This is a genomic window from Sodalis glossinidius str. 'morsitans', from assembly GCF_000010085.1.
Taxonomy (GTDB): domain Bacteria; phylum Pseudomonadota; class Gammaproteobacteria; order Enterobacterales; family Enterobacteriaceae; genus Sodalis; species Sodalis glossinidius.
Window position 1 is genome coordinate 2,297,708 of record NC_007712.1, and the last position, 26,714, is coordinate 2,324,421.

Annotated in this window: 30 protein-coding genes and 11 pseudogenes; 33 read left to right on the forward strand and 8 right to left on the reverse strand. The window is 51.9% G+C overall.

The window, feature by feature from the left end; all coding sequences use genetic code 11:
* Nucleotides 1-234: 234 nt before the first annotated feature.
* The 3 genes from SGP1_RS12150 to SGP1_RS12155 all read left to right on the forward strand — a co-directional run bounded on the left by SGP1_RS12150 (nt 235) and on the right by SGP1_RS12155 (nt 1,860).
* Nucleotides 235-759: an ORF6N domain-containing protein gene (locus SGP1_RS12150; RefSeq protein WP_050747604.1), complete on the forward strand. Its 525-nt coding sequence runs from the start codon at nt 235-237 to the stop codon at nt 757-759.
* 301 nt (nt 760-1,060) lie between these two features.
* Nucleotides 1,061-1,291 (forward strand): hypothetical protein, encoded by a 231-nt coding sequence (locus tag SGP1_RS29695; protein WP_148203481.1) that lies wholly within the window; start codon nt 1,061-1,063, stop codon nt 1,289-1,291.
* A 230-nt stretch (nt 1,292-1,521) separates the two neighbouring features.
* On the forward strand, nt 1,522-1,860 hold the full coding sequence (locus SGP1_RS12155; RefSeq protein ID WP_041866945.1) for an antiterminator Q family protein: 339 nt from the start codon (nt 1,522-1,524) through the stop codon (nt 1,858-1,860).
* 463 nt (nt 1,861-2,323) lie between these two features.
* Here SGP1_RS12155 and SGP1_RS29700 read toward each other — a convergent pair whose 3' ends face one another.
* A complete protein-coding gene (locus SGP1_RS29700; RefSeq protein ID WP_148203482.1) occupies nt 2,324-2,791 on the reverse strand; it encodes a DUF2441 domain-containing protein in 468 nt (155 codons plus the stop codon).
* Between the two features lie 221 nt (nt 2,792-3,012).
* Between SGP1_RS29700 and SGP1_RS29705 the strand changes: the two genes are divergently transcribed.
* From SGP1_RS29705 to SGP1_RS33460, 28 genes and pseudogenes are all read left to right on the forward strand, one after another.
* Nucleotides 3,013-3,753, forward strand: coding sequence for a hypothetical protein (locus SGP1_RS29705; RefSeq protein ID WP_148203483.1), 741 nt, complete (start codon nt 3,013-3,015; stop codon nt 3,751-3,753).
* Between the two features lie 80 nt (nt 3,754-3,833).
* The gene (locus SGP1_RS12170) at nt 3,834-4,013 is read left to right on the forward strand and encodes a phage holin family protein (protein WP_173340360.1); all 180 of its coding nucleotides are present in this window, start codon (nt 3,834-3,836) and stop codon (nt 4,011-4,013) included.
* Entirely contained in the window at nt 4,010-4,495 is a 486-nt protein-coding gene (locus tag SGP1_RS12175) for a lysozyme (protein ID WP_011411207.1), read from the forward strand. Before SGP1_RS12170 ends, SGP1_RS12175 begins: the two co-directional genes overlap by 4 nt.
* 123 nt (nt 4,496-4,618) lie before the next feature.
* A pseudogene (locus tag SGP1_RS33435) lies at nt 4,619-5,175 on the forward strand (Rha family transcriptional regulator).
* Between the two features lie 213 nt (nt 5,176-5,388).
* The gene (locus SGP1_RS12190) at nt 5,389-5,787 is read left to right on the forward strand and encodes a hypothetical protein (protein WP_011411208.1); all 399 of its coding nucleotides are present in this window, start codon (nt 5,389-5,391) and stop codon (nt 5,785-5,787) included.
* Complete coding sequence (gene lysC / locus SGP1_RS36400; protein WP_041866950.1) at nt 5,705-5,941, forward strand: Rz1-like lysis system protein LysC; 237 nt, start codon at nt 5,705-5,707, stop codon at nt 5,939-5,941. Before SGP1_RS12190 ends, lysC begins: the two co-directional genes overlap by 83 nt.
* Nucleotides 5,919-6,316, forward strand: a pseudogene (locus tag SGP1_RS12200) (DNA-packaging protein). Before lysC ends, SGP1_RS12200 begins: the two are co-directional and overlap by 23 nt.
* Nucleotides 6,300-7,097 carry a PBSX family phage terminase large subunit gene (locus SGP1_RS33440; RefSeq protein WP_243465999.1) on the forward strand — a complete coding sequence of 266 codons (798 nt, stop codon included), beginning with the start codon at nt 6,300-6,302 and terminating at the stop codon, nt 7,095-7,097. The pseudogene SGP1_RS12200 and the gene SGP1_RS33440 overlap by 17 nt, the downstream one beginning before the upstream one ends.
* Nucleotides 7,091-7,741 (forward strand): terminase large subunit, encoded by a 651-nt coding sequence (locus SGP1_RS33445; RefSeq protein ID WP_243466000.1) that lies wholly within the window; start codon nt 7,091-7,093, stop codon nt 7,739-7,741. Before SGP1_RS33440 ends, SGP1_RS33445 begins: the two co-directional genes overlap by 7 nt.
* Nucleotides 7,660-8,986 (forward strand): annotated as a pseudogene (locus tag SGP1_RS12210) (DUF1073 domain-containing protein). Before SGP1_RS33445 ends, SGP1_RS12210 begins: the two are co-directional and overlap by 82 nt.
* 1 nt (nt 8,987) lies before the next feature.
* Nucleotides 8,988-9,650, forward strand: coding sequence for a phage head morphogenesis protein (locus tag SGP1_RS12215; protein WP_011411210.1), 663 nt, complete (start codon nt 8,988-8,990; stop codon nt 9,648-9,650).
* Between the two features lie 105 nt (nt 9,651-9,755).
* Nucleotides 9,756-10,079 carry a DUF2213 domain-containing protein gene (locus tag SGP1_RS36405; RefSeq protein WP_424141170.1) on the forward strand — a complete coding sequence of 108 codons (324 nt, stop codon included), beginning with the start codon at nt 9,756-9,758 and terminating at the stop codon, nt 10,077-10,079.
* A gap of 43 nt (nt 10,080-10,122) precedes the next feature.
* Nucleotides 10,123-10,521 (forward strand): hypothetical protein, encoded by a 399-nt coding sequence (locus tag SGP1_RS24075; RefSeq protein ID WP_050747607.1) that lies wholly within the window; start codon nt 10,123-10,125, stop codon nt 10,519-10,521.
* Complete coding sequence (locus tag SGP1_RS24080) at nt 10,478-10,858, forward strand: hypothetical protein (RefSeq protein ID WP_148203485.1); 381 nt, start codon at nt 10,478-10,480, stop codon at nt 10,856-10,858. Before SGP1_RS24075 ends, SGP1_RS24080 begins: the two co-directional genes overlap by 44 nt.
* Nucleotides 10,804-11,301: a structural cement protein Gp24 gene (locus SGP1_RS12225; RefSeq protein WP_011411211.1), complete on the forward strand. Its 498-nt coding sequence runs from the start codon at nt 10,804-10,806 to the stop codon at nt 11,299-11,301. The genes SGP1_RS24080 and SGP1_RS12225 overlap by 55 nt, the downstream gene beginning before the upstream one ends.
* A 140-nt stretch (nt 11,302-11,441) precedes the next feature.
* Nucleotides 11,442-11,845: pseudogene (locus SGP1_RS12230) on the forward strand (DUF4054 domain-containing protein).
* Between the two features lie 46 nt (nt 11,846-11,891).
* A pseudogene (locus tag SGP1_RS12235) lies at nt 11,892-12,624 on the forward strand (DUF3383 family protein); the annotation flags it as partial.
* A gap of 12 nt (nt 12,625-12,636) precedes the next feature.
* Entirely contained in the window at nt 12,637-13,077 is a 441-nt protein-coding gene (locus tag SGP1_RS12240) for a DUF3277 family protein (protein WP_011411212.1), read from the forward strand.
* A gap of 158 nt (nt 13,078-13,235) precedes the next feature.
* Nucleotides 13,236-13,769, forward strand: a pseudogene (locus SGP1_RS31700) (lytic transglycosylase); the annotation flags it as partial.
* On the forward strand, nt 13,769-14,350 hold the full coding sequence (locus SGP1_RS12250) for a phage baseplate protein (protein ID WP_011411213.1): 582 nt from the start codon (nt 13,769-13,771) through the stop codon (nt 14,348-14,350). The pseudogene SGP1_RS31700 and the gene SGP1_RS12250, both read left to right, overlap by 1 nt.
* Entirely contained in the window at nt 14,337-14,636 is a 300-nt protein-coding gene (locus SGP1_RS12255) for a phage baseplate plug family protein (protein ID WP_041866951.1), read from the forward strand. Before SGP1_RS12250 ends, SGP1_RS12255 begins: the two co-directional genes overlap by 14 nt.
* Before the next feature lie 32 nt (nt 14,637-14,668).
* A complete protein-coding gene (locus SGP1_RS12260; protein ID WP_011411214.1) occupies nt 14,669-15,649 on the forward strand; it encodes a phage protein in 981 nt (326 codons plus the stop codon).
* Nucleotides 15,649-16,403, forward strand: a pseudogene (locus SGP1_RS12265) (phage baseplate assembly protein V). The gene SGP1_RS12260 and the pseudogene SGP1_RS12265 overlap by 1 nt, the downstream one beginning before the upstream one ends.
* Nucleotides 16,404-16,703, forward strand: a pseudogene (locus SGP1_RS12270) (hypothetical protein); the annotation flags it as partial.
* A complete protein-coding gene (locus SGP1_RS12275) occupies nt 16,703-17,470 on the forward strand; it encodes a baseplate J/gp47 family protein (protein WP_011411215.1) in 768 nt (255 codons plus the stop codon). The pseudogene SGP1_RS12270 and the gene SGP1_RS12275, both read left to right, overlap by 1 nt.
* A gap of 96 nt (nt 17,471-17,566) precedes the next feature.
* The gene (locus SGP1_RS33450; RefSeq protein WP_243466001.1) at nt 17,567-17,710 is read left to right on the forward strand and encodes a hypothetical protein; all 144 of its coding nucleotides are present in this window, start codon (nt 17,567-17,569) and stop codon (nt 17,708-17,710) included.
* 12 nt (nt 17,711-17,722) lie between these two features.
* A complete protein-coding gene (locus tag SGP1_RS33455; protein ID WP_050747611.1) occupies nt 17,723-17,944 on the forward strand; it encodes a tail fiber protein in 222 nt (73 codons plus the stop codon).
* Nucleotides 17,945-17,980: 36 nt separating this feature from the next.
* Nucleotides 17,981-18,277: a hypothetical protein gene (locus tag SGP1_RS33460; protein ID WP_083764763.1), complete on the forward strand. Its 297-nt coding sequence runs from the start codon at nt 17,981-17,983 to the stop codon at nt 18,275-18,277.
* 48 nt (nt 18,278-18,325) lie between these two features.
* Here the strand turns inward: SGP1_RS33460 and SGP1_RS36410 are convergent.
* The 3 genes and pseudogenes from SGP1_RS36410 to SGP1_RS12295 all read right to left on the reverse strand — a co-directional run bounded on the left by SGP1_RS36410 (nt 18,326) and on the right by SGP1_RS12295 (nt 21,013).
* Nucleotides 18,326-19,427, reverse strand: a pseudogene (locus tag SGP1_RS36410) (acyltransferase family protein).
* 94 nt (nt 19,428-19,521) lie between these two features.
* Nucleotides 19,522-20,463 carry an Rpn family recombination-promoting nuclease/putative transposase gene (locus tag SGP1_RS12290; RefSeq protein ID WP_041867536.1) on the reverse strand — a complete coding sequence of 314 codons (942 nt, stop codon included), beginning with the start codon at nt 20,461-20,463 and terminating at the stop codon, nt 19,522-19,524.
* Nucleotides 20,464-20,572: 109 nt separating this feature from the next.
* Complete coding sequence (locus SGP1_RS12295; RefSeq protein WP_050747613.1) at nt 20,573-21,013, reverse strand: Panacea domain-containing protein; 441 nt, start codon at nt 21,011-21,013, stop codon at nt 20,573-20,575.
* 573 nt (nt 21,014-21,586) lie between these two features.
* Here SGP1_RS12295 and SGP1_RS29725 point away from each other — a divergent pair.
* The gene (locus tag SGP1_RS29725; protein ID WP_148203486.1) at nt 21,587-21,886 is read left to right on the forward strand and encodes a hypothetical protein; all 300 of its coding nucleotides are present in this window, start codon (nt 21,587-21,589) and stop codon (nt 21,884-21,886) included.
* Nucleotides 21,887-22,732: 846 nt separating this feature from the next.
* Nucleotides 22,733-22,842: pseudogene (locus tag SGP1_RS36415) on the forward strand (OmpW family outer membrane protein); the annotation flags it as partial.
* A gap of 62 nt (nt 22,843-22,904) precedes the next feature.
* On the opposite strand, the pseudogene SGP1_RS12305 reads toward SGP1_RS36415, so the two are convergent.
* From SGP1_RS12305 to trpCF, 4 genes and pseudogenes are all read right to left on the reverse strand, one after another.
* Nucleotides 22,905-23,209: pseudogene (locus SGP1_RS12305) on the reverse strand (BON domain-containing protein).
* A gap of 115 nt (nt 23,210-23,324) precedes the next feature.
* Nucleotides 23,325-24,131, reverse strand: coding sequence for a tryptophan synthase subunit alpha (gene trpA / locus SGP1_RS12310; protein WP_011411217.1), 807 nt, complete (start codon nt 24,129-24,131; stop codon nt 23,325-23,327).
* The gene (trpB, locus tag SGP1_RS12315; protein WP_011411218.1) at nt 24,131-25,321 is read right to left on the reverse strand and encodes a tryptophan synthase subunit beta; all 1,191 of its coding nucleotides are present in this window, start codon (nt 25,319-25,321) and stop codon (nt 24,131-24,133) included. Before trpB ends, trpA begins: the two co-directional genes overlap by 1 nt.
* Before the next feature lie 33 nt (nt 25,322-25,354).
* Complete coding sequence (trpCF, locus tag SGP1_RS12320; protein ID WP_011411219.1) at nt 25,355-26,713, reverse strand: bifunctional indole-3-glycerol-phosphate synthase TrpC/phosphoribosylanthranilate isomerase TrpF; 1,359 nt, start codon at nt 26,711-26,713, stop codon at nt 25,355-25,357.
* Nucleotide 26,714 lies beyond the last annotated feature (1 nt).

Genomic DNA, 26,714 nt, shown 5'->3' on the forward strand with positions numbered 1-26,714 from the left:
CCGCACCTTCATCGCCATGTTCAAAGATAGCCGCCTAGTTTGGGCTGGACATCAACGTGTGAAGCGCTTCACTGAGAACGTTAAACGTACCGAGTCGCCAAAGCTGCCGGTCAAAGACCCCGCAACCATAACGAACATAGTTACAGTTCAGGGGGTGGCACATGTCTAATTACGTCTCCATTCAGAACACCGCTATGCCGGTAGTCGAGTACCAAGGTAAGCGTCACCTTTGCCATGATCGATAAGGCGCATGGCCGTCCGAAGGGAACCGCTGGGCGTTATTTCCGCCGTCATCATGAACGTTTCATCGAAGGGCGCCACTTTTTTGAGCTATCTTCCGGACTAATAGTCCGCAACATACCTACAGACCTTTTCCCGAAGAAGAGTCCCAACGGCGTACTCATCACCGAGATGGGCTATCTGTTACTAGTTAAGCCATTTCAGGATGATTTGGCATGGGAAATTCAAGAAGAGCTGGTCAACGTCTACTTCCGCCGCAATACTTTAGGTGAACTCCGTCACGTCGAGATACCCAGCCTCGAAGAGCTACGCGAGATGCCAGCGGAGAAAGCCCAGTATATTGTCGCTAAGGCCGAGAAAGGATCCTCCTTTGGTCACGGTAAGCCCGGAAGTGCCGCCATGACATTACACCGCAAGGAATTAAAGCAGATACGTCCGGCAATCAGGACATTAATCGATTTGCATAAGATTTCCATTTGCGACTTAGGCGATTTTGTCAAGGTGAAAAATAACACCTAACTGTTTGTGCCGATGGATAGGAGGGCTTCTATCGTTATTAACATCTAGGGCCTATAAAGACAGGCAGGTTATTCTAACCGGGTGGAGAAATTCACACTTTTTAAAGATGATGATGTCGAGATAAATAAAAGAGGGTGTTCTTAGCAGCAATGTTTAGTACTGATAAGTGAGTCGGTGATTTTAAATGATGCGGAATAACTGCAGGGCACCCCCTTAGCTAAACACAGGATTCGAGATGAGTAATTTATATTACGAAGAGGCTAATCACGCCGTAGAGACGGAAAGGTAACGCCATTACAAAGTGGCTGAATACGCATGGACGCGGGCAGCGCAATATGCCAAAAACCCTAAAAACAAGGCATATGCTTTAAGGAGAGAGTTACTAAACAGTAAACGTCATTCGCTGGACGAACGTTATTGGCTGTTGAAACTGGAAGGCCAGCGATTACATGCCGAGCAAATGGTGCGCGTGAATCCTGGCTTGAGAAGAAGTTGGCAATTATTCATCCGCGAACGCGTCAGGAGGCAATAGACGTATTAAAATAGTATATAGACTTTCCACACTTTGAGGACGGGAATAGCGATAACGTTTATCTCAATCTTATTGGTCAGCATCAGGTCGAATAGGCCTTACTGGCCGTGCCTTATTATGAGATAATTAATCCATTAGAAAATACTGAATAGCTTGTCGCAAGCGTTGAATTGATTTGAGTTCAACGGTCTTCTTTTTGGTACCGTCAAAAATTTATTATGGGAGGCAGCATGAAAGATATTCGATACCTGTTGACGGCATGGGGACATTGGAGCGGCTCACGCATTGGCACCGAGTACAAGGCTGCATGGCCCATCGTCACGGCAAGCAGCGATATCCGGCCCATGCTGTCCGATGAGGACGGGGAGATAGTTGACCGGGCGGTAGGGCGGCTGAAGGTCTTCGACCCGCTGGGCTACGATATCGTGGTGGCGTATTACAAGGGCAAAGTGTCGTGCAGGGCGATAGGCCGGGAAATTGATCGGGACCACAAGTATGTTGCTGCTATTCTAACTCGCGCTGAAGCATACATTGCTGGTCAAGTGGACGCTATTTCGGTTGTTGCATGAAAATACTGATCAAACGATCAGTTAAATGCTTGACTGGGTCCCCGGGACCCCACATAACATGAAGCCTCAACTCCCTCTGGTGGTTGGGGCTTTTTGCTATTGACAGCTACTGATTTCTGAATAAAATTATTGGGTCGCACATCTGATTGTTGTCCAGTCCGTATCAGTTTTGCACAGATGTGCGATAGGGCCTCGGCTAATACCGGGGCTTTTTATTTTGATTCGGACACGATGGGTCAATGCATTTAAAATGGCAGAGGAATGAAATGAATCACATAGGACAGCACAGGTGTACGCTTTTTGCAGGGCTAGATAGCGACATACCTAAGATATTTTCGCTTGAGTTCAAGTCTTGCTCTGTCATTACTGCGCTAAATGCAATGGAAAGAGCCATAACAGAGTTAAGATATCGGCAGTTTCAATTCGGTAATAAAAATAGTGATGGTGTAAAGGCAATCGTTCGTCATTCCTGAACTTTTTTTCCAACCTTTGCAGGTAATGGGATTAGTATTTCCCAGAATGGAGGAGTTCCCTCAGATGTTTGATCAGTCATTCCTTTCCAATACAAGTCAAGTCGATAAGATAATTCTACAGGTGTGCAATTCATGTTAAGAAGCCTCATATCGCCTCTGTGCCAGCCGGTTAAAGCGTGAATCTCAAATATTGGGGTATCGATGGGGGATTTTGAAAAACCACGAAACCAAGCAGCGTCTCTAACTGATTTACACACGAACAAAGATTGAAAGCGAGATGGTTTTTCGGGGAAACTATTTCTTCTGCGTTCTTCAAGAAGCATTTCAATGGTAGCACCAAACCTTTCTTCTGATTGGACTAGATTAATTTGATAATTGAAGAAATAGTTGTTTGCATGATAAGATGCTCCACTATTAAATATTGACAATGCATGAGCTACCAAGGGTTTTAGGGACATGATGGTGTGACTAAATCTAATATGTCTCCTGTATTAAGGCACAGCCCTCTATCCACTGAGTAAAAAAATACTCACATAATTCTCCATATCTGAATAGTAAACTTTTGCGAATTAACGATATCAGATGTGGAAATGCGCCGCCAGACGCTATCTGGCACTTGTTTCAAGGCTACGCTCCCGCGTGGCCTTTTTCTTGGCTGGAATTTACAGAAGGAGCGAACATGCTATCCGCTATCTGCGCAAATTCGTCCATCACCCCCACCATCCGCCCTTTACCCAGTCGCACGACGTTGAATCCGCTAGCGGGAAGTATTGCCAGTGTCCGCAACCGGGCGGTAGGCTTTGACAGCAAGCCCTCGTACTGGTCGTCAGTTAAGCGCACATTGGTCTCATTGCTTCGTAAGGTAGTGCGTGTCTGCCAGGCCATCCCTGAAGCGTTGGCGACCCTGGCGTCATGCTGGGGGCGAACTAAAAACAGTCCATCAAAGCCGGATATGGCTCGCACACGCCTGATGACGAAGAAACTCCAAACGGCAGGGATACTGCGCATCGGTTGGGCTGAAGTCAATCACGATAATCCGGAGCGCCTGTGTGACCAGATTGCCCGGCGCAATTTTAACCGCACAGTGCTGACGGCAGAGCTTGAAGGCCAGTCGTTTAACGCCTGTACCCGGATGCTAGCGCATCTGGAAGGGGGGATACAACACCTTCGGGGTGTACTGGACTTCGCTGCCGAGCAGGTAGGGCAGACGGAGGACGACCCTGTGAAAATCTCCACCGCCTACAAATACCCCACTTTCGTCGAGGACATCATCATCGCCTTGCACGAACGTCTGGGGCGTTACGATGTACTGGTTGACTCTGGCGACTATATCTATCGGTACAGTGAAATAATTTACAAATATATCAATGCGTTATCCTCTGTTGGCATTGGCGCCGATTTGTTGAAAGCGAATGCCTGATTGTATGGCTACCACTTTGTGGCTTTTTTCTGACCGATAGCCACCTTGTCCGGGGTGGAACAACAACCCCAATAACTTCAATGGAAAAATACACCACCGGCTCTGCCTACAGCTGGGGCTTTGTCACGTGCCTGCTGGGCGCGTTGTCGCTTAATCAATGGGCATTGATTACCGGTATCGCATGCACCTTGGCCACCTTTTTGCTGAACTGGATTTACCGGCATAAGGAATACCGTTTCAGGACGAAACGCGACCCATGAATCCCGAGCTGCGTAACCGATTGATAAAAGGCACAGCAGGCGGTGTTATTGCATTAGCGACCGTGCTAATTCAATGGCACGAGAGCGTACACTACACTCCCTATCGGGATTCTGGCGGCGTATTGTCGGTCTGTTATGGACATACCGGTAGCGATATTGTCCCCGGTAAGCGCTATACCGTTGCTGAATGTCAAGCCCTGCTAGATAGCGACCTGAAAGCCGCAATGTCCGTCGTTGACGCCAATGTTACCGTACCACTGACTGAGAGCCAAAGAGCGGCGTTAGCCTCGTTCGTCTACAACGTGGGGAACGGGGCGTTTGCGCGCTCTACGCTACTGAAAAAGCTGAACGCCGGAGACATGGCCGGTGCCTGTGATGAGATGCGGCGCTGGAAATATGTTGGCGGCAAGGTCTCGAAGGGACTGGTCAGTCGGCGGGCAGTAGAGCGCGAGTTTTGTACTGAAGCCTCTGTCATTCTTTAATCCAAACCAATGGGCCTCGCATTCCGCGGGGCTTTTTTTCGCCTGCGCATCCTCGTGCGCATAAAACCAATAGTGATAAAGTATCAGAATATTGTCGTACTGCCAACATCCGAACAGCCGACTATGAGCAGTCTTGAAATGGTCGATTACATTAACGCTGAACGTAAAGCTAAAGCAGAAGTTGAGGGGTTGAAGTTCCCATACAAGAAAGTATCGTCGTCTTCAACACAATAATTTTATGGCGAAAACGCCCAAAGTATTGGGTGAAAATCAATCTGCTAAATTTTTAGCAGATTACACAGACGAAAAAGGTCGCACATATCCCTGCTACCGCTTCTTTAAGCGTGAAGCCTGTTTGATGGCAATGAGCTACAGCTACGAACTTCAAGCGCAGGTATTCGATCACATGACCGCTCTCGAAGGTGGCAAGGATATTAACCTGCTTGATTTTCTCCGGACTGGCAGAGATGGCAATCAGCGAGATGCAAAATCGTGTTGCAGCCGCTGAAAAGTTTTCCTTTAAGGAGCATGGTCAGGTAGGAAGCGCTTTGTTTACCCTGCGTAAGAAAGAAAAGAAAGCCATCAAGAAAGCTGAGCAACTGGTGAAAGATCTCATCCAATTTAAGTTGTGTGACATGGGTGACTTTCCCGGCGCTGACGAGGATCCGGAAGCAGCATAAAGGACTACACGTCATTCATTGAAAAGCATGTGGTCGCTGAACTGGTGAAGCAGGGCTATGAGCAATCGGTCGCCCTGAAGGGTGCAGACAGGGCGGTAGACCATTACCGCCACAGTGCTTCCGCCAGTGCCAGGGGCAAGATGTTTGATGACTGCCTGCATATTGCCAAGGTGTGGCAAGTCAATATCAGCCGAAACGCAAGGGTGCTGCACGATGAACACTGCTCTCGGTTGGCGGATGATGATGATCGGTCTTTTGCTTGCCGCGATGACCGCTCTCGCTATCGTGGTGAGACTCCAGTACGTCGACATCATCCGTTTAAAACAGACCAACCAATCGATGGTCGCCGAGCGTGACGCCGCCCACGCACAGTTTACCCACTATGAACAGGCGGTAGCGCTGTTCAACCAGATAGCCGGAGCAACACAGGATGCACATCAGCACGCGGTGCAGGACTTTCAGCCGCGCATTATCCAAATACGCGAGGCCCTTACGCCTGAGCGCTGTGCTCGTCTGCCTGTGCCTGCCAGTGCTGTTAACCGGCTGCGGGCGCACGCAGACCAGATACCTGCCCATCCCGCACGCGCCGATACCGGCCACACTGCTCGATGATTGTCCAGCGCCAGTTATCCCGGAGCGCATGACGTGGGGCGACAGCGTGATACTCAACGAGAAGCTGCTGCTGGCATTGGAGATGTGCAATCAGGATAAAGCCGCGCTGAGGCAGATAGAGGATATAAGACATGGGACGACAAACAAAAAATAAAGTCGGTCGCCCGAGTGAGCTTGCACAAAGTCTGGAAAAGGCTAAAGCGTATTTGTTAGGGGACTATGAAAAGCTGGGTATGTTGTCCCGAGCATCGCCGGATTGGCTGGCTATCTCGCTGTATCGCGCTCATCAGTGTACGACTGGACTAAACAATCCAATGAATTTTCGTACATCGTAGAGGGCATTCTGGCTCTACAAGAAAATTGTTTAATTAACAAAGGATTGCAGGGCGAATTTAACGCAACGATTGCCAAGCTTATGCTGACCAAACATGGTTACTCGGATAAGCAGGAACTAACCGGTAAAGACGGCGGCGCACTTCAGGTAGAGACCAAACCACTCTCCTCACTATTTCATGATGACGACTCTTAATGCTATTTTCCGTCCATTTATTCAGCCACATCGCTACAAGATTGCCAAAGGTGGACGGGGAAGCGGTAAATCATGGGCCATCGCACGGTTACTGGTAGAAATAGCGCGACGAGGCACTTATCGCTTTCTTTGCGCACGTGAGTTCCAGGCCAGTATGGCCGATTCTGTTATCCAGCTGATTGCAGACACTATCCAGCGCGAAGGTTATCTGAAGGAGTTCGAGATTCAGAAAGCGTATATCCGCCATCTTGCCGCCACCGATAGCCTGTTTATGTTTTACGGTATAAAAAATAACGTTACCAAAATTAAATCGCTGGAAGGCATTGATATTGCGTGGGTAGAAGAAGCTGAAGCGGTGACCAAGGAGAGCTGGGATATTCTTATCCCCACTATCCGCAAACCGGGCAGTGAAATCTGGGTTAGCTTTAACTCGAAGAATATCCTCGACGACACCTATCAACGCTTTGTTGTCAATCCACCGGATGATATCTGCCTGTTGACGGTGCATTACACCGACAATCCCCACTTTCCTGAAGTACTCCGCCTGGAAATGGAGGAATGCAAGTGCAAAGACTATGACCTGTATCTGCATATCTGGGAAGGGCAGCCGGTCGCGGACAGCGACCTGGCGATTATCAAGCCGTTGTGGATTGCTGCGGCGGTCGATGCGCATATGACGCTGGGATTTGACGCCGTGGGAGAAAAGCGTCTCGGCTTTGACGTTGCTGATGAAGGGAAGACTGCAACGCCTTGTGCTTTATGCAGGGCTCAGTCGTGCTAGACCTTGATGAATGGCATCGAGGCGATGTGATTGCTTCCTCCAATCGGGTTAATCGCTACGCGATAGAGCGTGGCATCACCTGCATTATCTACGACTCTATCGGTGTAGGCGCTGGCGTCAAGGCACACCTGAAGCGGATAGCCGCCATCAACGTTAAAGGGTTTAACACCGGTGAAGCGGTCAAAGATCCTGATGCACTGTATATGCCGGGAAAAACAAATAAAGATATGTTCGCCAACATTAAGGCACAGGCGTGGTGGGCGGTACGAGAGCGATTCTATAAAACATGGCGCTGCATTGAGGCCAGAAAACAGGATCCCAAAGCGGCATTGCTCTACCCAACAGATGAACTCATCAGCCTGTCAACGACAAACATCAAAAAACTGGAATACCTGAAGGCGGAATTATCCCGGCCTCGGGTGGATTACGACAATAACGGACGCGTCAAGGTCGAGAGTAAAAAAGATATGAAAAAAAGAGGCATTCCCTCACCGAATATGGCGGATGCCCTCATTCAGATCGCGCCTTGGATACATGGGCATTGCTGGGGAGAAAGGCTTAAATGTCACGAAAACGCCATGCCTGCCATCAGGCGAAAAATCACGCCATCAGGCAACACACCGTGGATGGTTACGAAAACTTAACGGCGCGCCTGGGGATAAGAGCCCCCAATCTCAGCAGTGACGGCACGTATTTTCCCAGTTTCACCTCACGCAACCGGACGTTGGTAGAATTTACCTATCGCTCTTCTTGGCTGATTGGCGCAGCAGTGGACACCATTGCCGACGATATGACGAAAAAAAGGTGTCAGCATCACCTCGCAGGTCGCGCCTCAGGCAAGAGGCCTACTGGAAGGGCGCTGGGTATCGTTGTCGCTCAGCGATACCCTCAAGTGGTCGCGGCTCTATGGCAGGGCCATCGGTGTCATTCTGATTGACGGACAGGATATGAGCCAGCCGTTACGCATGGAAACCATTGGGCGAGATGCGTTCAAAGGTCTACTACCCCTTGACCGTTGGATGCCGAACCTAACGAGTACCGAAATAATTACCGATCTCGGGCCTGATTTGGGCAAGCCCAGGTTTTACGAGGTGGTCGGTACTGCCCAAGGCATTCTCGGTTGGAAAATACATCATAGCCGTGTGATACGCATGGACGGTATTGGCCTACCTTACCAACAGGCGTACACGGAAAACGGTTGGGGCATGTCGGTGATTGAGCGCATTTATGATCGCCTGTTGGCTTATGACAGTGCCAGTACGGGCGCGGCTCAACTGATCCACAAGGCGCACCTGCGTACCTATAGCATTGAGGGCATGACCATCATGGATAAGGACGATGAATTCCAGACGCATTCTTACGCATTTAGCGGACTGTCCGATGTGCTGGCACAGTTTGCCCAGCAGCAGATTGCCGGTGCATCAGGGAGTCCGTTGGTGCGCCTGTTTGGTCAGTCTCCTGCCGGATTTTCAACCGGGGAGACTGATCTGGTCAACTACTATGACAATGTCAGTACCTTGCAGGCGCGTAGACTGCGTCGGCCTGTGAGACGCCTGTTTGAAATCCTGCATCGCTCTGAGGTTGGTACGCCCTTGCCTGATGACTTCGCCTTTGAGTTTATGCCGCTCTGGCAGATGAAGGAGACCGACCGGGCTACGGTGGCACTGAATACCATCGAGGCACTGAGTAAAGCGGTAGAAAATGATTTGATGCCATTACACGTCGCCCGTGCAGAGTTGCGTGATGCGGCGAAAATGACCGGCATCGGTGCCAACATCAGTGATGAGGACATTGAGGATGCGAAAGACATCGACCCGCCCGCGTCCGGCGATTTCCACGCGCCAGACCTCGACGCGACAGGAAAGGCTTTACGCGACCCAACTGCGTAAGGTGGCGCAGGCGGTGGGCGATATCGTCAACGGCACTTACGATAGCTCACAAATCTCCGCGCGGGACGCGACACAACGACTCCGCCAGTATGCCGACATCATCAGTCCATGGGCCGAAACCGTGGCCACGCGTATGCTGAACGGCGTCGCACACCAAGAGGAAAAACAATGGCGTACGCTATCCCGTGACATTTCGGCAGAACTGCGCCATCAAATGAAAAACACCGCCATTGGTCAGGCGGCCCGCAGCATTATTGAGGAAAATATCCAGTGGATGAAGTCTGCCCCACTGCATGCGGCTGACCGGATCGCGGATATCCAATCTCAGGCTATCGAAGCCATGATCCGCGGCGAGCGCCCCACCGCATTGATGGACGCTCTTTTGCGTACCGGAGAGGTGGCCAAATCCCGCGCCAGACTGATTTCCCGCACGGAAATTGCTCGTGCCACCCAGGCACTGACACAGGCGCAGGCCACGGCTATCGGCTCTGAGGGCTATATCTGGCGCACGGCCCATGATCCTGATGTTCGTCATTCTCATGCCCATATGGAAGGCACGTTTGTGCGCTGGGAAAATCCGCCCACGCTGGACGGCATGACCGGTCATGCCGGCGCGTTGCCCAATTGCCGCTGTTACTACGACATCGTGATACCGGAAAACTAATCCATGAAATATTTCTTTAAGACGCGACTGGGGGAAACCCGTTACCTCATGGCTGGCGGCTCCCTGTTGTGCGAAGCCGTTCCGGTCGCCCGCACGGGCAGTCAGATGTATGCAGCGGCCGACATTCCTTACATTGAACCGGACAGCACGGGTGATATTGACGTCATCCGAACGCCTGATGCAGTTTTTAACCCCGCGTCTATGGCGTCATTTGAAGGTATCGCCGTGGTGATTAACCATCCTCGGGATGCTCGCGGTGACATCCTTTCATTGCGCCAGGCAACTGGCAGAGCCTGGCGCAGGGGCATGCGCAGAATATCCGCCGGGGCACGGGTGAGCAGGTGGATTTACTGCTCGCCGATATCCAGACGGGTGTTGGTAAAGTCGAGCAAATCAATATTGTGGGAACCATATCGCGCTTGTCCCTGAAGGACCGGCTGGGAAACGTTGTTCAATTGGAGACAGTCAATCTATGACAACCAAAAATACAGGCTGGTTTGCCAGCTTAAGGCGCGCCATTAAAACGGGGGATTCGGTGGAGGCGGAAGCCTTGCTTAAAAATGCACCGGACAATCTCACCGGCGATGACGCTGTTGAAACGCCTACCGTGATTTTAAAGGTGGAGGCGGCAGAAAAAACCGAGGCAGACACGCCTACCGCCGATGAAAACGAGACCGGTATGGCCGCACGGCACGCCGCACTGGAAGCGGCGCTGCAGTCCATTCTCGAAAAACTGACGCCGTCATCAACGACGGTTGATGAAACTACAGAAGAAGAGGAAGAAAAGGACACGCGCCGATTGACCGGCGACGCGGCTTATCAACAGGATGTGGTCGCCCGAACTGATTCTGCCCGGCTTCTCTCTGCCTGACAGCACTAAACCGGGAACACTCAAGCGGCAGGTGTTAAGCACCGCCTGCAAGACCACCGATGGCAAGGCGTTACTTGCCTCACTGATTGACGCTGATGCCGATTTTATGACGATGCCCTTCGCCACCGTCGATAGCATTTTTAACGGTGACAGTGAAATTGCCCGCTGGCGCAATAACGCCAAGCAGCAGATGCCGGTCTTCAATCTGGGTGGCTGCACTAACCACATTGCGGAACTGAACAAAACCAAAGCAGATTTCTGGAAAAACAAAGGAGCCACGGCATGGCCGGTTCATCGATTCTCTTTACGCCCGATTTCGGGTACGCCGGCGAATTAACGCGGCCTTCCCATTCCACTGTCGAGCCGGTAGTAATGAGCACCGACAAACCCTTCGCCGGTGACGGCCTGATGGGAAAAAAGGTAGCCGGTAAATTTGTGCTTATCTCGGAAGGGGATGCGGTCACCGTTTTTTTCGGTATTCGTGTGCGCTCTTACCCGTTTATGTCGGACAGCGATTTGGCACGACAGCTAACCACACCGTACAACTATACCGGGGATGTGCTGACCCGCGGCTATATCGCCGTCAAGGTCAATGCGGGCACGGTAGCGGATAACGCCCCCGTTTTTGTCCGCGTTAAGGCTGGCACTAAAGAGAAACCGATCGGCGGCTTTGAAGCCGAGGCCGACAAGACCGAAGGCAACACGGTAGCGCTCACCAACGCCCGGTTTATCGGTGCTGCAGATGCTAATAGCATCGCGGAAGTGGCCTTCAACATTTAAGGAACGCACACGTCATGTATACGTTTGACCAAAAGACCTTTGATCATAAGACCGCCGACAGTGCGGGCGTTTTTTTACTGGGCCAGCTTGAACGGCTGGATCAAACTGTAGACGGCATTTGATGAGGAGGGGACGGGATAATGGGCAATCCATCCATGCCAACGATTGAAACGTTTAGAGCCGACTTTCCCGTCTTCGCTGATCCCCTGCGCTACCCCAATACACAAATCCGTTTCCGGCTGGATCTGGCGGATACGCTGCTGGATGAGAAGCGGCTGGGCAAACTGTTTGTGTATCTGGTGGAGCTGTTTGTGGCGCACTCTATCTGACCCTGTTCGCCGCAGATAACCGTTCGGTGGTAATAGGTGGGGTTGGGGGAGCGAATAGTGGCATTGTGTCGTCAAAATCCGTCGATAAGGTCAGTGTGAGCTATGACAGCAGCGCCACACTTAACCCCAGCGGGGGATTCTGGAATAACACACGCTATGGCGCCGAGTTCTACCAGTATCTGTGCCTGTTGGGTGCCGGAGGGCGGCATCTATGAAAGTTAGGTTGCAGGTAGATAAGGCGCCATCCCTGCCTTTATCGGTGCCAGCAGCACATCACGTATTTTCGGTGTAACCACGCAGGACACGGCGACTATTGACGCTAGCCGAACCGACGATATCGCCTCACAACTCAAGCAGGGCAAGTCCGGACGGGGTGTTCACGCAGTATTCCAGCACGTCACCTTATGCGGCCGCCTCAGCCTTCGGACGGGCCTTTACGGTCAATTTTGGCGCTAATAACACCACCCTGACCCTGAAGTTCAAGCAGGAGCCGGGCATCCAGGCTGAACGGCTGCGCACGTCTCAGGCGGATGCGTTGGCGGCGAAAAACTGTAATGTGTTTGTACGCTATGACAACGATACGGCTATTTTGCAGGAAGGCGTGATGGCGAATAGCGATTTCTTTGATGAGCGCCATGGCCTCGACTGGTTGCAAAACTACGTGCAGAACACGCTTTATAACCTGCTGTATACCAGTACCACCAAAGTGCCGCAGACCGACGCTGGCGGTACCCGCCTGTTGGCCTCCGTTGAACAGTCGATGGCGCAGGCCGTGAATAACGGTCTGATTGCGCCTGGTGTGTGGAATGGCGGGGCAGTCGGGCAACTGTCGCCGGGCGATACGCTGACCAAAGGGTATTATGCCTTTATTCAGCCGATGGCGGCGCAGGCCCAGGCAGACCGTGAAAAACGTCAGGCACTGCCGATCCAGGTGGCCTGTAAACTCGCCGGTGCCGTGCATTTTGCAGATGTGCTGATCACCGTGGTTCGCTGAGGAAAATAATTTATGGCAACTTATTCATTTATGGATGTGTCGGCGTCAATGACGGGGCCGACTGGGGTGATTGATCTCGGTTATGGCTCGGCAAACGCTGAAGAAGGGATTGTGGTGGCCATGACCGAGGCAAAAAACACCATGACCATTGGCGCAGATGGCGAAGGGATGCACGGCCTTCATGCCGGAAAATCCGGTACTATCACAATTAATCTGCTGAAAACATCGCCCTTTAATAAAAAGCTGATGCTGGCCTACAACGCCCAAAGCCAGTCGTCAGCATTATGGGGCAATAATGTGTTTGTCATCCGCAACCATGCGTCAGGCGATATCGCCACGGCGCGCGGTGGTGCGTTTCAGAAAATACCCGACTGGCAGAATGCCAAAGACGGTAATACGGTCGCCTGGGTGTTTGACTGTATCAAAATCGATGAATTTCTGGGAGAATTTTAAATGATGGAAAAGAAAACCTGCTTCGTGGACGGCGTGCAGATTGATGAAGATATTGCCCGAACCCTGCTCAATGATGTACTGCCCGCCGTTACACAGGTAACGGGATAGATAACGCCTGGGCCAGTAAACATCGCGGCGATGCCTCCGCCGATCCACTGGCGCTCCCGCGCGGGATCCGCAACAACAATCCGGGGGATCTGAATTATGCGGGACAGGCGGGCGCGGAAAGAGAGTCGCCCGGTGGCCGCTTTGCCCGCTTTCAGACGCCGTTTGAGGGGCTGCGGGCCATGGCCTTACAGCTGGCCCGTTATGCGGGGCGTGGTCTTAACACGATTGAAAAAATCATCAACACCTGGGCACCGGGGAGTGAAAACAACACGGGCGCCTATATTGCGGCGATATCCCGCCAGTTGGGAGTCGCCCCGGATGCGGCGCTGAACCTGGGCAATCCTCAGCTGATAGCGTCGCTGATGGGCGGCATTATTCAGCATGAGAATGGGCGTAATCCCTATAGCAGTGAACTGATTGACCGTGCGGCGCTCGCGGGGATAGGCGGGAAAAGTCTTCAGCAAGAAACGACGATTAATGTCTATGGCGCAAGCGATCCGGCGACCACCGGCACGGATATCGCCGACAGGCAGACCGGTGTTAACGCCCGCTTGATTGGGCAGTTCAGGCAGAGGGCCTACTGATGGATATTCTTTCCACACTGTTCTCGCAGCCCTCGCGCAAAATTGGGTTGTTGGTGCCGGATGTGGTGATTTCGGAGAAACACCAGGACCAGCTTGACATCACCGAGCATCCGGTGGAAATCGGCGCTGAAATCGCTGACCACGCCTATCAGCGGCCCGCTGAGCTGACGATGGAGGTGGGGTTTGCCGGCGGCGGCTCACTGCTGGATTTGTGGGATACGGCAAAAATTGGGCTGAGTCTGGGCCTGAGTCCACGGGAAACCTATCAGAAGCTGCTTGAACTTCAGGCCAGCCGCCAACCGTTCGATGTGATAACCGGCAAGCGGCAGTACAGCAATATGCTGATCTGCGCGATTGAGGTGACGACCGATAAGGCCAGTGAAAACGTGCTGCTGGCCGTGCTGACGCTGCGTGAGCTGAATATGACCCGGACGGAAACCGCGACGGTGACGCGCCAGGCCAACATGCGGGAAGGGGTCACCACCGCCGGCGTGGCGAATACCGGGGTCAAAACCACGAAACCCGTTGAGAACGTCGGTTTGCTACAGCGTGGTGCGGAGATAGTGCATGGTGATGAATGAAATTCCCCTGACGGCGACGAATCAGCAGTTCAGCATTACGCTTTCCGGCACCGTCTGGCAGATGCGCATTATCTGGCGCGACGTAGCAGGCTGGATGCTAGATATGCTTAATGCCTCGGGCGCCCCTGTCATTACGGGGATACCGCTGCTATCTGGTCAGGATGTGCTGGCGCAATACGCCTGGCTAAAGCCGGGCGGCAAACTCATCGTGATTGCAGATGATGAACAGTTGCTGGGTGCCACTGGATTAGGCAACACGGCAAAACTTTACTGGATAACCGATTAATCTGCGCTGGCAGTTTTTTTACGGAAAACACCATGCCTCAGAACTGGATAAGACAATGCTCGCTGATCGTCACCGATGAAAAAGGTGAGGGTATCGAACTGTCCGCCTTTCGCACCACGTTCAGTATTTCATGGCCGGATACACGCTGGCCGCGCACGGCCGTGTTTAAAGTCTGGAACCTGAAACCGGAGACGGTGAATCGCATTCAGGCGGACGAGTTTGCTCGTGTGCAATTAATGGCAGGGTATCAGGATAACACGGGGTTGATTTTCACCGGAAACATCTGCTATTCCCTGACCGGCAGAGATAACCCGACCGATACCTTTGTGATGATTCAGGCGGTCGATGCCCATGATGCTTACGATTACGCCACTCTTAATACAACCCTGGGTGCAGGCCATACCCAAGCCGAACAACACCAGACGCTACTCACTGGCCTGGCCCCCTACGGTATTGTGAAAGGCACGACGCCTGATTTTGAGGCGACGCGCTTTCCCCGTGGAAAAACCTACTTTGGCATGGCGCGGGATGCGATAGATAACCTCGCAGGGCAGTGTCGCGCGTCCTGGCAATATATCAACGGACAGCTGGTGATGGTACCGGAAGAGACCTACGTGCAGGAGGCGGTGGTGCTCAACAGCGCCACAGGGCTGATAGGTTTGCCGCAGCAGACGATTGAGGCCGGTGTCAATGTTCGCTGTCTCATCAACCCGACAATTCAGGTGAATGGCCTTATCCTGCTGGATGAAGCGCTGGTTTACCGCACGATGTTACCCGAACGCGATATTGCCGCGGTGCCGGGCCGGATAGGGACGGTCAATCATGGCAGCGTGCAACAGACCGAAGGGGCATTATCGCCACCGGCGAGCCTGGCGACCGATGGGGCGTATATTGTGAAGAATATTACCTACAGCGGCGATACGCGGGGTAAAGCCTGGTATATGGATCTGGTGTGCGTGGCGAAAGGCGCGGCGGATTTGATGAAAACCTCAACACTGAACAAGGTGGGATAATGACGATTTCCGTATCAGAACGCGCGGGGGATAAGCAGGCGCTGCTTGAGGTCCTGCGCCACACTATATTGTCCCAGCTGCGGGTCGCTCTGCCGGGGATTATTCAGTCATTTGATGCGGAGGCTATCACCTGCACGGTACAACCGGCAATTAAGGGTGTTATCAGTGACGCGCAAGGCCGAGCGCAGTCTGTCGCGTTGCCGTTACTGGTAGATGTTCCTGTCATTTTCCCTCGTGGCGGTGGCGTTACGCTGACGTTTCCTGTTGCCGCAGGTGATGAATGTCTGGTGGTGTTTGCTGACCGCTGCATCGATTTCTGGTGGCAGAACGGCGGCGTGCAGGAAACGATTGACTAACGTCAACATGATTTGCCGGATGCGTTTGCGTTTGTTGGCCCACAGTCGCAGGCAAAAAAATCAGTGGTATCAGCGTGCATGCCGCCCAGCTGCGCAGTGATGATGGTGCTGCCTTTGTCGGGGTGGCGGCGGGACACGCCATTACCGTTACCACACCGGGTACCTTAAAGGCCACGGCGCAGGGCGGTGTGGACGTCACTGCGCCGACCATTGTGCTCAATGGCAATGTCACCATCAATGGCAATCTGTCGCAGGGCATGGGGGATAGCGGGGGAAGCGCCAGCATCAACGGCCCGGTCAGTGTGAAAAACGACATTACGGTGGCGGGTATCAGCCTGACAAACCATGTGCATACCGGCGTTCAGTCCGGTGGCAGTAAGACGGGTAAACCGCAATGAGATACCGATCTGGTAAACAGCCCTGAGTGTGTTGCCCAGGCGGTGAAAACGCGTCTTGAATTATGGCGCGGGCAATGGTTTCTGGATAGCGAGGAGGGGACGCCCTGGCGTCAGGCGGTGCTGGGTAAGCATAACACTGAGGCTTACGGTCTGGCCATCAAGCAGCGTATTCTTAACACCCCCGGCGTCCGTGGTATCAACGATTTTAACGCGATTACCTCCCACGAAACCCGAAAAATTACCGTGACCGTGCGGATACAGACGCTCTACGGCGAGACCGCAGTCATAAGCGAGGTCTAATGCTCCCTCTCGATACCCTTGGCCTATCGGCGACCGTCACCGACAGCGGCATCACTGCACCTGATTATCAGACGATACTGCAACAGCTCACCGGCTATTTTCGCCAGATTTACGGCCGGGAGTGCTATCTGTCGCCGGACAGCAAGGACGGCCAGATGATAGCGATTTACGCGCTGGCTCTCCACGATGCCAACAACGCGGTTATCGCCGCCTACAACAGCTTTAGCCCCATGACCAGTACCGGCGCGGCCCTGTCTAACACGGTGGCGATTAACGGTATCACCCGGCATGCCTCGGGGTATTCCCAGGCTGATGTCCTGCTGACCGGTCAGGTTGGCACCGTTATTACCCACGGCAGCGTAAGCGACCGCAATGGCCAGACCTGGCGCCTGCCTGAGCGGGTGACTTTCGATACGCACGGTGAGGCCAGAGTGACCGCCGTCTGTACGGCAGCCGGTAATATCACGGCGGCTCCCGGCGATATCAGCGACATAGCGACCCCGACGCGGGGGTGGCAGACGGTGACCAACCCGGCCGCTGCCACACCCGGCAGGCCGGTTGAGCGGGACAGCGCATTACGTGCTCGGCAGAAGAAATCCGTTGCCTTACCGTCGCGCACGGTGCTGGACGGTATTCAGGGCGCGGTCAGTTTACTGCCCGGTGTGGTACGGTTGCGGGGATTTGAAAATGATACGGGCGAGACAGATAAAAACGGCCTGCCAGCCCATGCTATCGCCATGATTGTTGCCAAGTGCTTGAGGATATGAATAAAGCGCTGCAATTTAAGCATGCGCTCCGTCATGTACAAGACAAGCACGCCAGTGTTATTGAAAAACTGGCTGGACTCTGATTTTTAAGGAATAATGATGGCCAAAAATGAATTTTTATCGTTTGCGACAGCAGACGGCGCTAATGTTTTGTCGGCGGAAGACTATCAGACGTTGCGCTCGCGCAGTAATGGCTTTAGCGCGGGTGTCGCTTGTTCGCAAGAACTGAATACAGTCTAGCGGCAGGCATCGGTGATTACGCATGTGGTGGCGCAGTTTATTGCCGATACCAACAACAGTGATGTGGCTGATGACGGCGACTTGGATAAACTTCAGGCGAGGTTAATTCAAGCGTTGTCGAAAAATGTCAATAATACTGTGCCAGCCGCATCACTGAAAACTGCTGGCATCACCCAACTCAGCAGCGCCACAGACAGCGACAGTGAGACGCTGGCTGCGACGCGAAGGCGGTGAAGGCAGCTTACGATATGGCCAGCAAGGTCAGTATTGATGGACTCTATCCCGTTGATATCGTGGTTTGCTCAGCACAAAGATCCCAATAAACTTTTTTCCGGAACAACATGGAAATATATTGGTGAAGATCGCACGGTGCGTTTAGCGAAAGCCGATGCTTCAGGCGCTGGAGCGCACTTACATACGGTTTCTATTGGTGGACATAGACATTCTGTTGGGATAGGGGCACATTCTCATTCAGTATCGGGAGTGACGGAAAATACGGGGTTAGGTGTAGAACTGACAGTAAAAAACTCCTACATAAAATTAATGGGGTGGTATCGTATCTCTTAAAAAACTATGGTGATACATGATTTTTAAAGCCCCGTTCAAAAATAATTATTAGATTGTTGCATTTTTCATTTGAGTTGCGAATTTTTTCTTGAGCCAATAGGTAAATTTCACCTCGATGTATTTGTGCGTGAAATGAACAGTGATTACAGACGCAGCAATTGCTATTATCACAACAAACCAAGAAATAATGAAATTATTATGAAAGATATTAATGTGTTTCATTATAGCCATGCCGATAGAATTATGCAATAGGTAAAGAGAAAATGAAACGTCACCCAAATAAATCATATTGTTAGGTATTTTTTTTGAAATTATAGGCTCTGCTAGTGTTATGGAAAGGATGAAAAAACTGATTATGATAGTGCTATAAATATTTAACGCTCTAATTTTTTCAGAATACACTCCATAAGCAATAAAGGGAAACAATATACAAGATATCAATAGAGATGTTAATTCTAAGTTAAAAGACAAATTCTGTCTTTTCAATAAAATATATAAATATCCAATTATAGCGCCAATGAAAAACTCAAGAATAATCGGATTTGAAAGAAAACCATATATTACTGTTTGAAATTTGTAATCCTGCGAACTAAGCGTTGGTAGAAATCCTAAAAAAATAGGTATTATGCACGTTGCAAGTAATCCGTAGAGCAAAAGGGTTATGAGTCTACTCTTAACTACCAGACACAATGCAAAAATAAATTTCATAATTAAGAGTCCAACGAATATTGTACATTTCGTCATCATCAATGTAATGTGGAGTTATGTTAGTTTTATAGACTGTAAAAGTAAGTGCGCTAAATAAATTTTTTATTTTTTCAGTATAATGAAATGTGCTCATCGCACCGCCAAGTAGAAAGGCGACAAGCAGACAAAAGTAGTATAATGGAATAACTCTCGCTGCCCGATTTAGTAAAAAACGAGTTGATGAGTGCCATCCATCAGAGTAATAATGTGTGGTATAAACCATAATAAAACCACTAATCACAAAAAAAACATCAACACCTATGATGCCCCACCCAAATAAGATATCCCACAAGGAATAACCAGAAGCATCGTTTCCTCTTAAGTAAAACCTGTAGTGGAAAAAAAGAACTGACATGGCAGCAATACCTCGAAGTGCCTGTATTGTTTTTAATTTTTGATTCATGTCAACTCCGTGTTGACACAGCTAAGTGTCACATCCCACAATTACGACCTTGAACCGAAACTGTTATCGATGGTTAAGATTAACGAAAAGAAAACTACTGACTCACCAAATCATTCAACTCATGGTCAGATAGGCCAGTAGCGATTTTGATAAGATTTCGCTCAGCACCGTTAGCCAACAGCTGCCGGGCAATCTTGAGTGAGGCCAGCTTTTCGCCTTCCTGCCGGCCTTTCTGCTCGCCAAGCTGGATACCTTCTTGACGCCCGAGTTGGATGCCCTTAGCTTCAAGCTGCTCTGCAATGGTCATGATGTCCTCCCGGTAGTCAGTGGCTTTGGCGGCAATATGCTGTAGGAATTCCGATTCATCCGAAGTATTTCCCCGCTCTGCAATATAGTACATCAGGCTACGGAACTGTTCTTTCGGTATTGCCCATAGATTGAGCAGACGGGCGATATCAGCGGCTATTTCTAACATATCACGGGTCCGGATGTGCTTCTGCACCAATTCCAGCAGAGCCACCCGCCGATGGGACAGTATTTCATCATCCAGCATAGCCGTGATGTCAACCAGCGGGAATGCTTGCCTGTAGACTAATTCTGCCAGTTCGGGGTCAGTAAAGCAATCGAGCCATTGGGTGCTGTAGGGATAGGGCGATGTAGTGCCGTGGTAGAACAGAAGCGGTATCACCACCGGCAAAGCGTCATTGCCTTGTTCAAGATGCCGTTGCATCGCGGCGACCGCATACCGTAGCAACCGAAACGCCATCAGCTTTTCCGGTCGGCTCTGGTATTCAATCAGACAGTAGACGTAGCCATCATGGCCCGTCGTGGTCTTCATCGAATAGAGCATATCCGAGCACTGGCCCCTGAGGTCGTCTTCGATAAAGCTGCCGGACTCCATTGCCATGGTGCTGAAATCGCAGCGCTCACGCAGATGCGGCGGCAGATGCACTTCCAGAAAGTCACGAGCTACAGCAATGTCGCCGAGGAATTTTTTGAACAGGGCGTCGTGTTGTGAGAGTGAGGATTTTGTCATCGGTGTAGTATATAGCTTGTTCAGATTGCGGTATTCCATCGAAATCCCCGGCCCCTCAACGAGCCGGGGCAGCTGTCAGTGCCTCTGTGCGAACTGGCCGAGCTCGGATTTATGCCAGCGGGAGCGTATCGGTGAGCATGAAGGTGTTGCTCTGGCTGGCTTCCTTCTTTTGCTGTAGCTCTTGATCTTCATGTTCACTGCGAGCCATTTCATGTAACTTCCAGCCTGAATACTGACCATAGATACGATGGACTTTGTCGAGTATAGCTGCTTCATCAGGCGTAAATTTGCTCATGTCTATCTTGACTGGTGGGACTGGTAGCGGCTCATTTTTATAGTATCGGTATCTTAGTTTCAGTGCATGCACAACAGGACCATCGGGGGAGGCTTCAACTTTTTCATTGAATAATGGTTTTCCAAGCAGCGATAGGGCAAAGACCTGCGCATAGTAAACAAGTCGTTGCAATTTAGTGCTGGTCATCACATCCCCGCAGCCCTCGTTTTGATTTCGGACCAGAAAATAATTTGCTAAATCGAAACAATCTTTCATACACCACTCCTTTGTATAAACGAAAACCAAATAACCACACATCCTTGTAGATGAACTCCAAGTATTTCATACCTTGACAGAAATTAATTTTATATTTCGCTTGATGTTGTTCGTGTAATATCTACAGATTAAGATAGAGTTTTTTGTTCGTATTCAACGCAATGCATCCGATTCCGTTGACTGTTGCACTCCAACGCAAAGTAATATGTACACTGGCGTTTAATCTTTGTTGAACATCCACGGTAGCCACAGCCTCTCTGACTTCAATTCCTCTCCCAACAGCATCAGGCATGCATCCATTCACCGATATCGATTTTAAGGCACCTGTTAGCTTGATAGAGACGCTTTGCCAATGTCTGACATCGATTACCCCTAGAATAGAAATCTTCTCACAATGGCGCACAGACGCTCTCAGGCATGATCGCGTGAGCAGTGAAGTGATTGACGATGTCGGTTGACGTGCACCTGTCTATATTTTGAACTACGAAAATTTTGTAGTTCAACTTTTAAGCAGAAATCAGCTTCCACGACTCCACGGCAGTGGAACTTTGCAAAATCCGGTAAAAGCTGCCGATGAGCACTACTTTTGAGGGTGGCAAGGGGGTTGTGTGCAGCAAAAGCCGCAGCCGACAAGGCTTCCGGGGCAGTTGTCCAGCACATGAGCCAGCCAGAGAGGGAGCTTTTCCAGATGATTTTATCGATAGCTCGGTAGTTTCAGGGGGAGGATTGATTGTTTCAAAACGGGGGCTGGTTGTTTCAAGATTTTCGACAATGTCATTATATATCATGAAGATAATGATTTTGAAACAACTGAAACTACCAAAACAACCCTCTTTTGCTTATATTACAAAAAAGTTGCTGTCGCGTGTTTAGTGTTCGTTTATCTTTCACCATCCCACGGAGCCATCCCTCCGTTTCAAACGGGCTGATGAAAATGTCGCCACCAAGCAGCCATAGGGGGCTTGCGCACAGATAACTCATTGAATATCAGTGCAGATTTCGGATTTGTCCAGCGGTATAGCATGGCAATTAATTTTCCCCCGTTTCGGGGAATAATTACGCACTTGAAAGATGAAAATCACATAGTCGCATTGCAGCGAGATTATTCTACGGGTTATTTGAAGTTTATCACTTGTTAGAAGCGGAGTTTCATATTTACGATTTTCTGGTTAAAAAAGTATCAAAGCATTGATTTTTTAATGTGAATAAAAAATTAGCACCCTATGATAACTCAGTAACCCGTGGCTTTTTTTACTTTTTACAAAAAAATTCCAGCCTACATTTAGTGGGTAAATCCCCGCCCCATCGGATGGTTAAAATATAACCATTCCTCTTAAAGAGGGTTACCTGCCTCCAACCACGTTGCTAAAAGATACGCGGTTAATGTCGCTTTGACTTACGTACGTCTGAAGGACTTGTCCAGCGTCCCCACCCGAAATGATTTCCCGCTTCCTATATCCAACGGCCGTACGCTTCACGGAGATCTACAATATTTTTGTAGGTCGTGTGGTATGTCCAGCAGAATCCGCGTAGCACAAGGGCTGAGGAGATTTTGTGCAGTCATGTGTGAGATTGGTAGGCATGAACCCCCTGTGTGCATTATCTCTGTGGCTGGCCTAATGGCATATGATCGTTGTACCCTATTGTGTACTTAATGATTATGTGTTTTTATTAATTTTCTTTATTTACAGTGTCTTAATTTTTATTTTTCATTTGCCGGTGTGGGATATTGATACCAATGTTCGCTTCAAGGCCGGCGGCGAACAGCAATCCATTCATACCGTATCAACCCGTGGGCGTTTATGTTTGGCGTGGTCTATCGTTTCTGATAGTCGTCGGCCAAGAAAAAAGGGGCGCGCGCGCCCGATGAAAGCCGTAACGCAGGCGTGGGTTATTTGATTTGCATATCGTTTTCCACCGACTTGACGCCGGCAACCCGCGCTCGGCCTGAACCGCCAGGCTGGCCTCGGTGGCGGAGCCCACAAAACCGCTCAACTGAACGCGGCCTTTAAAGGTTTCCACGTTTATTTACCGCGCTTTCAGGCGATCGTCGCGTACCAATTCCGATTTCACTTTCGCGGTGATCACCGTATCGTCAATGTAGCCGCCGGTGCCTTCAGACTTGGCGGTCGGCGCACAACCGTTTAGCGCGAAGACCAATAACAGCGGGTTAACAGTCTGGCGGCGACTTTCCACACGTTCATAGTCTCTCCTTGATGGAATGCGTTGTCGTTTTATGCTTGGTTTCTTTGCCGGGGCCCTGTGTATGCCCGGCATTGAAAGTGTTAATGATAAATTGCGTTTGCGCCAGTCAGCCGCGGGTCGCTGCCTTGAGTTCACGCACAAATTGGGCCAGCTGTTCCAACATCACGGCCGGATTATCCTCATGCTTTTCGATAATACGCACAATCGCCGAGCCGGAAATAGCGCCGGCCGTGCCGGCATGTAGCGCGGTACGGACCTGACCGGGTTCGGAGATGCCGAATCCCTGTAATGTCGGTGCGGCATGGTATTCCTTCAGGGTATCGATTAGATGCTTGAGCGGGGTGTTTGCGCGTTTCTCGCTGCCGGTAACGCCGGCGCGCGCGAGCAGATAGGTATATCCCCGTCCGTGCGAGGCGATTTCGCGCAGCAAAGCATCATCAGAGTTGGGCGGGCAGATGACAATAGGGGCCACGTTATGGCGCAGGGCGGCCTGGCGAAATGGCAGACTTTCTTGCAGCGGCACATCCGCCACCAGCACCGAGTCGATGCCGACCTCGGCGCAGTGGGCGTAAAAGGCATCTATCCCCTCGTTGTAGACCAGATTGGCATACATCAACAGACCAATCGGTATGGCGGGATACTTTTGGCGAATTGTTGCCAGCATTTCAAAACAGTGCGCCGGCGTAACGCCGGAGGAAAACGCGCGCAGATTGGCGTTCTGGATGGTGGGGCCGTCGGCCAGCGGGTCGGAGAACGGGATGCCCAGCTCCAGTGCATCGGCGCCGGCGTCAATGAGTGTATCGATGATGCGTAGCGAGAGTGTGGGGTTGGGATCGCCAAGCGTCACAAAAGGCACAAATGCGCCTTCATGGCGCGCCGCCAGCTGGCTGAATAATTGCTGATAGCGTTCCATTAAATGTCTCCTCGCGCCTTCAGAATATCATGAACGGTGAAAATATCTTTATCGCCACGGCCGGACAGGTTGACCACCAGGATCTGCTCCTTCTCCGGTTCCGCTTGTATCATTCTCAGCGCGTGGGCCAGCGCATGGGACGATTCCAGCGCCGGAATAATGCCCTCATGGCGGGAAAGGCGACGGAAGGCATCCAGGGCTTCTTCGTCGGTAGCAGATATGTACTCCGCCCTGCCTATGCTATCAAGGTAGGCATGCTGGGGACCCACCGAGGGAAAATCCAGGCCGGCCGATATGGAGTAGGATTCCTCGATCTGCCCTTCGGCGGATTGCATCATCGGCGACTTCATACCGAAATAGATGCCGGTGCGGCCGTGTTTCAACGACGCCCCATGCTGCCTGGTCTCGATACCCAGGCCGCCCGGCTCTACGCCTATCAGGCGAACCGCCGGTTCATCGATGAAATCGGCGAACATTCCGATGGCGTTAGAGCCGCCGCCGACGCAGGCGATGACTGCATCCGGCAGGCGCTGCTCGTGCTCTTGCAGCTGCGCGCGCGTTTCCTCGCCGATCATACGCTGGAATTCGCGCACGATGGTCGGGAACGGATGCGGGCCGGCGGCGGTGCCAAGCATGTAGTGGGCGCGCTCATAGCTATCGGACCAGTCGCGCAACGCTTCGTTGCAGGCGTCTTTTAAGGTGGAGGAGCCGCTGTGCACCGGAATGACCTCGGCGCCCATCAGCCGCATGCGAAAAACATTGGGAGACTGGCGTTCGATGTCTTTGGCGCCCATATAAATACGGCATTTCAGCCCCAGCAGTGCGGAGGACAGGGCGGAGGCCACGCCGTGCTGACCGGCGCCGGTTTCGGCGATGATTTCAGTTTTGCCCATCCGTTTGGCCAGCAGCGCCTGCCCCAGCACCTGGTTGGTTTTATGGGCGCCACCGTGCAGCAGGTCTTCGCGTTTGAGATAAAGTTTGGTCCGGGTGCCGGCGGTCAGGTTGCGGCACAGCGTGAGCGGGGTCGGTCGGCCGGCGTAGTTTGTCAGCAAATCGCTGAATTCGGCCTGAAACGCCGGGTCGCTCTGGGCGCTGACGAACGCGTCTTCCAGCTGAATCAGCGCAGGCATCAGGATTTGCGGCACATACATGCCGCCAAACTCGCCAAAATAGGGATTAAGTCGTGTCATGCTTGATTATCTCTCACGGTGTCAGGCTGAAGGTTAATAGGCGCTCAGCGTCTGAAATACCGTAGCCAGTTTATGATGATCTTTAATACCCGGCGCGCTTTCCACGCCGGAGTTGAAGTCCAGTCCGGCGCAACCGAGACGGGCTGCCGCCACGCAGTTGTCCGCCGCCAGGCCGCCCGCCAGCATGACGTTATCCAACGTGGCTCCGTTTAACAGCGACCAGTCGAAAGGTTTGCCGCTGCCGCCGCCGTTGTCCAGTACGTAGCGATCGACCTGGCTCAGATCGCGCGCCGGCAGGGCCTGGCGCATATCCAGCGCCTTCCAGATACGGCACTCGGGCGGCAGGGCGCGGCGCAGCGCATCGATATAGCTCTGATCTTCGTCGCCGTGCAGTTGGACTGCCGCCAGCGACAGCACGCTGGCGGTCGCAGCGACGTCTTCCACCTGCGCATCGCGAAACACGCCGACATAGCGCAGCGCAGCGCCGGCCATCACGGTGCGGGCGGTGTCGATATCCACACACCGCGGGGAGCCGGGGACAAAAATCAGCCCGCCGTAAATCGCGCCCGCTTCCAGAGCAGCGCGCGCATCGACGGCGCGGGTAAGTCCGCACACTTTGTTTTCGCCCAGCAAGACCCGATGCACCGCCATCGTCAGATCGGGTTCAGACATTAGCGCGCTGCCAATCAGGAAGCAGTTGGCGTAGTGGCTGAGCTCGCTCACTTGGCGATAGCGGTTAATACCGGATTCGCTGATAACCGTCACGCCCGCCGGCAGCCGCGGACCGAGCGTGCGGGTGCGGTTCAAATCAATCGACAGATCGCGCAGGTCGCGGTTGTTGATGCCCACGATTTTTGCGCCCAGCGCAATGGCGCGCTCGCGCTCTTCATCGCTGGTGACTTCTGTCAACACGCCCATATTCAGGCTGTGGGCCACCGCCGCCAACGCGCGGTAGGTATCGTCGTCGAGGACGGACAACATCAGCAGAACAGCGTCCGCCTGATGCAGGCGCGCGAAGTAAATCTGCCAGGGGTCGACAATAAAATCTTTGCATAATACCGGCTGGCTCACCGAGCGGCTCACTTCGCGCAGATAATCGAAGCTGCCTTGAAAATATTTCTCGTCGGTCAGTACTGAAATCGCGGAAGCGTAATGCCTGTAAACGCCTGCGATGGCGACCGGGTTGAAATCATCGCGAATAAGTCCTTTGGACGGCGATGCCTTTTTGCATTCCAGTATAAATGCCGTGCGGGTACCGGACAGCGCGTGATAAAAACTCCGGGTGCTGGGCTGAACCTGATGGCGGAAACTGTCCAACGGCCTCAGCCGTTGGTGCTCGGCAACCCATTCATATTTATCTGCGACGATTTTCGCAAGTACCGTGTCCTGCATG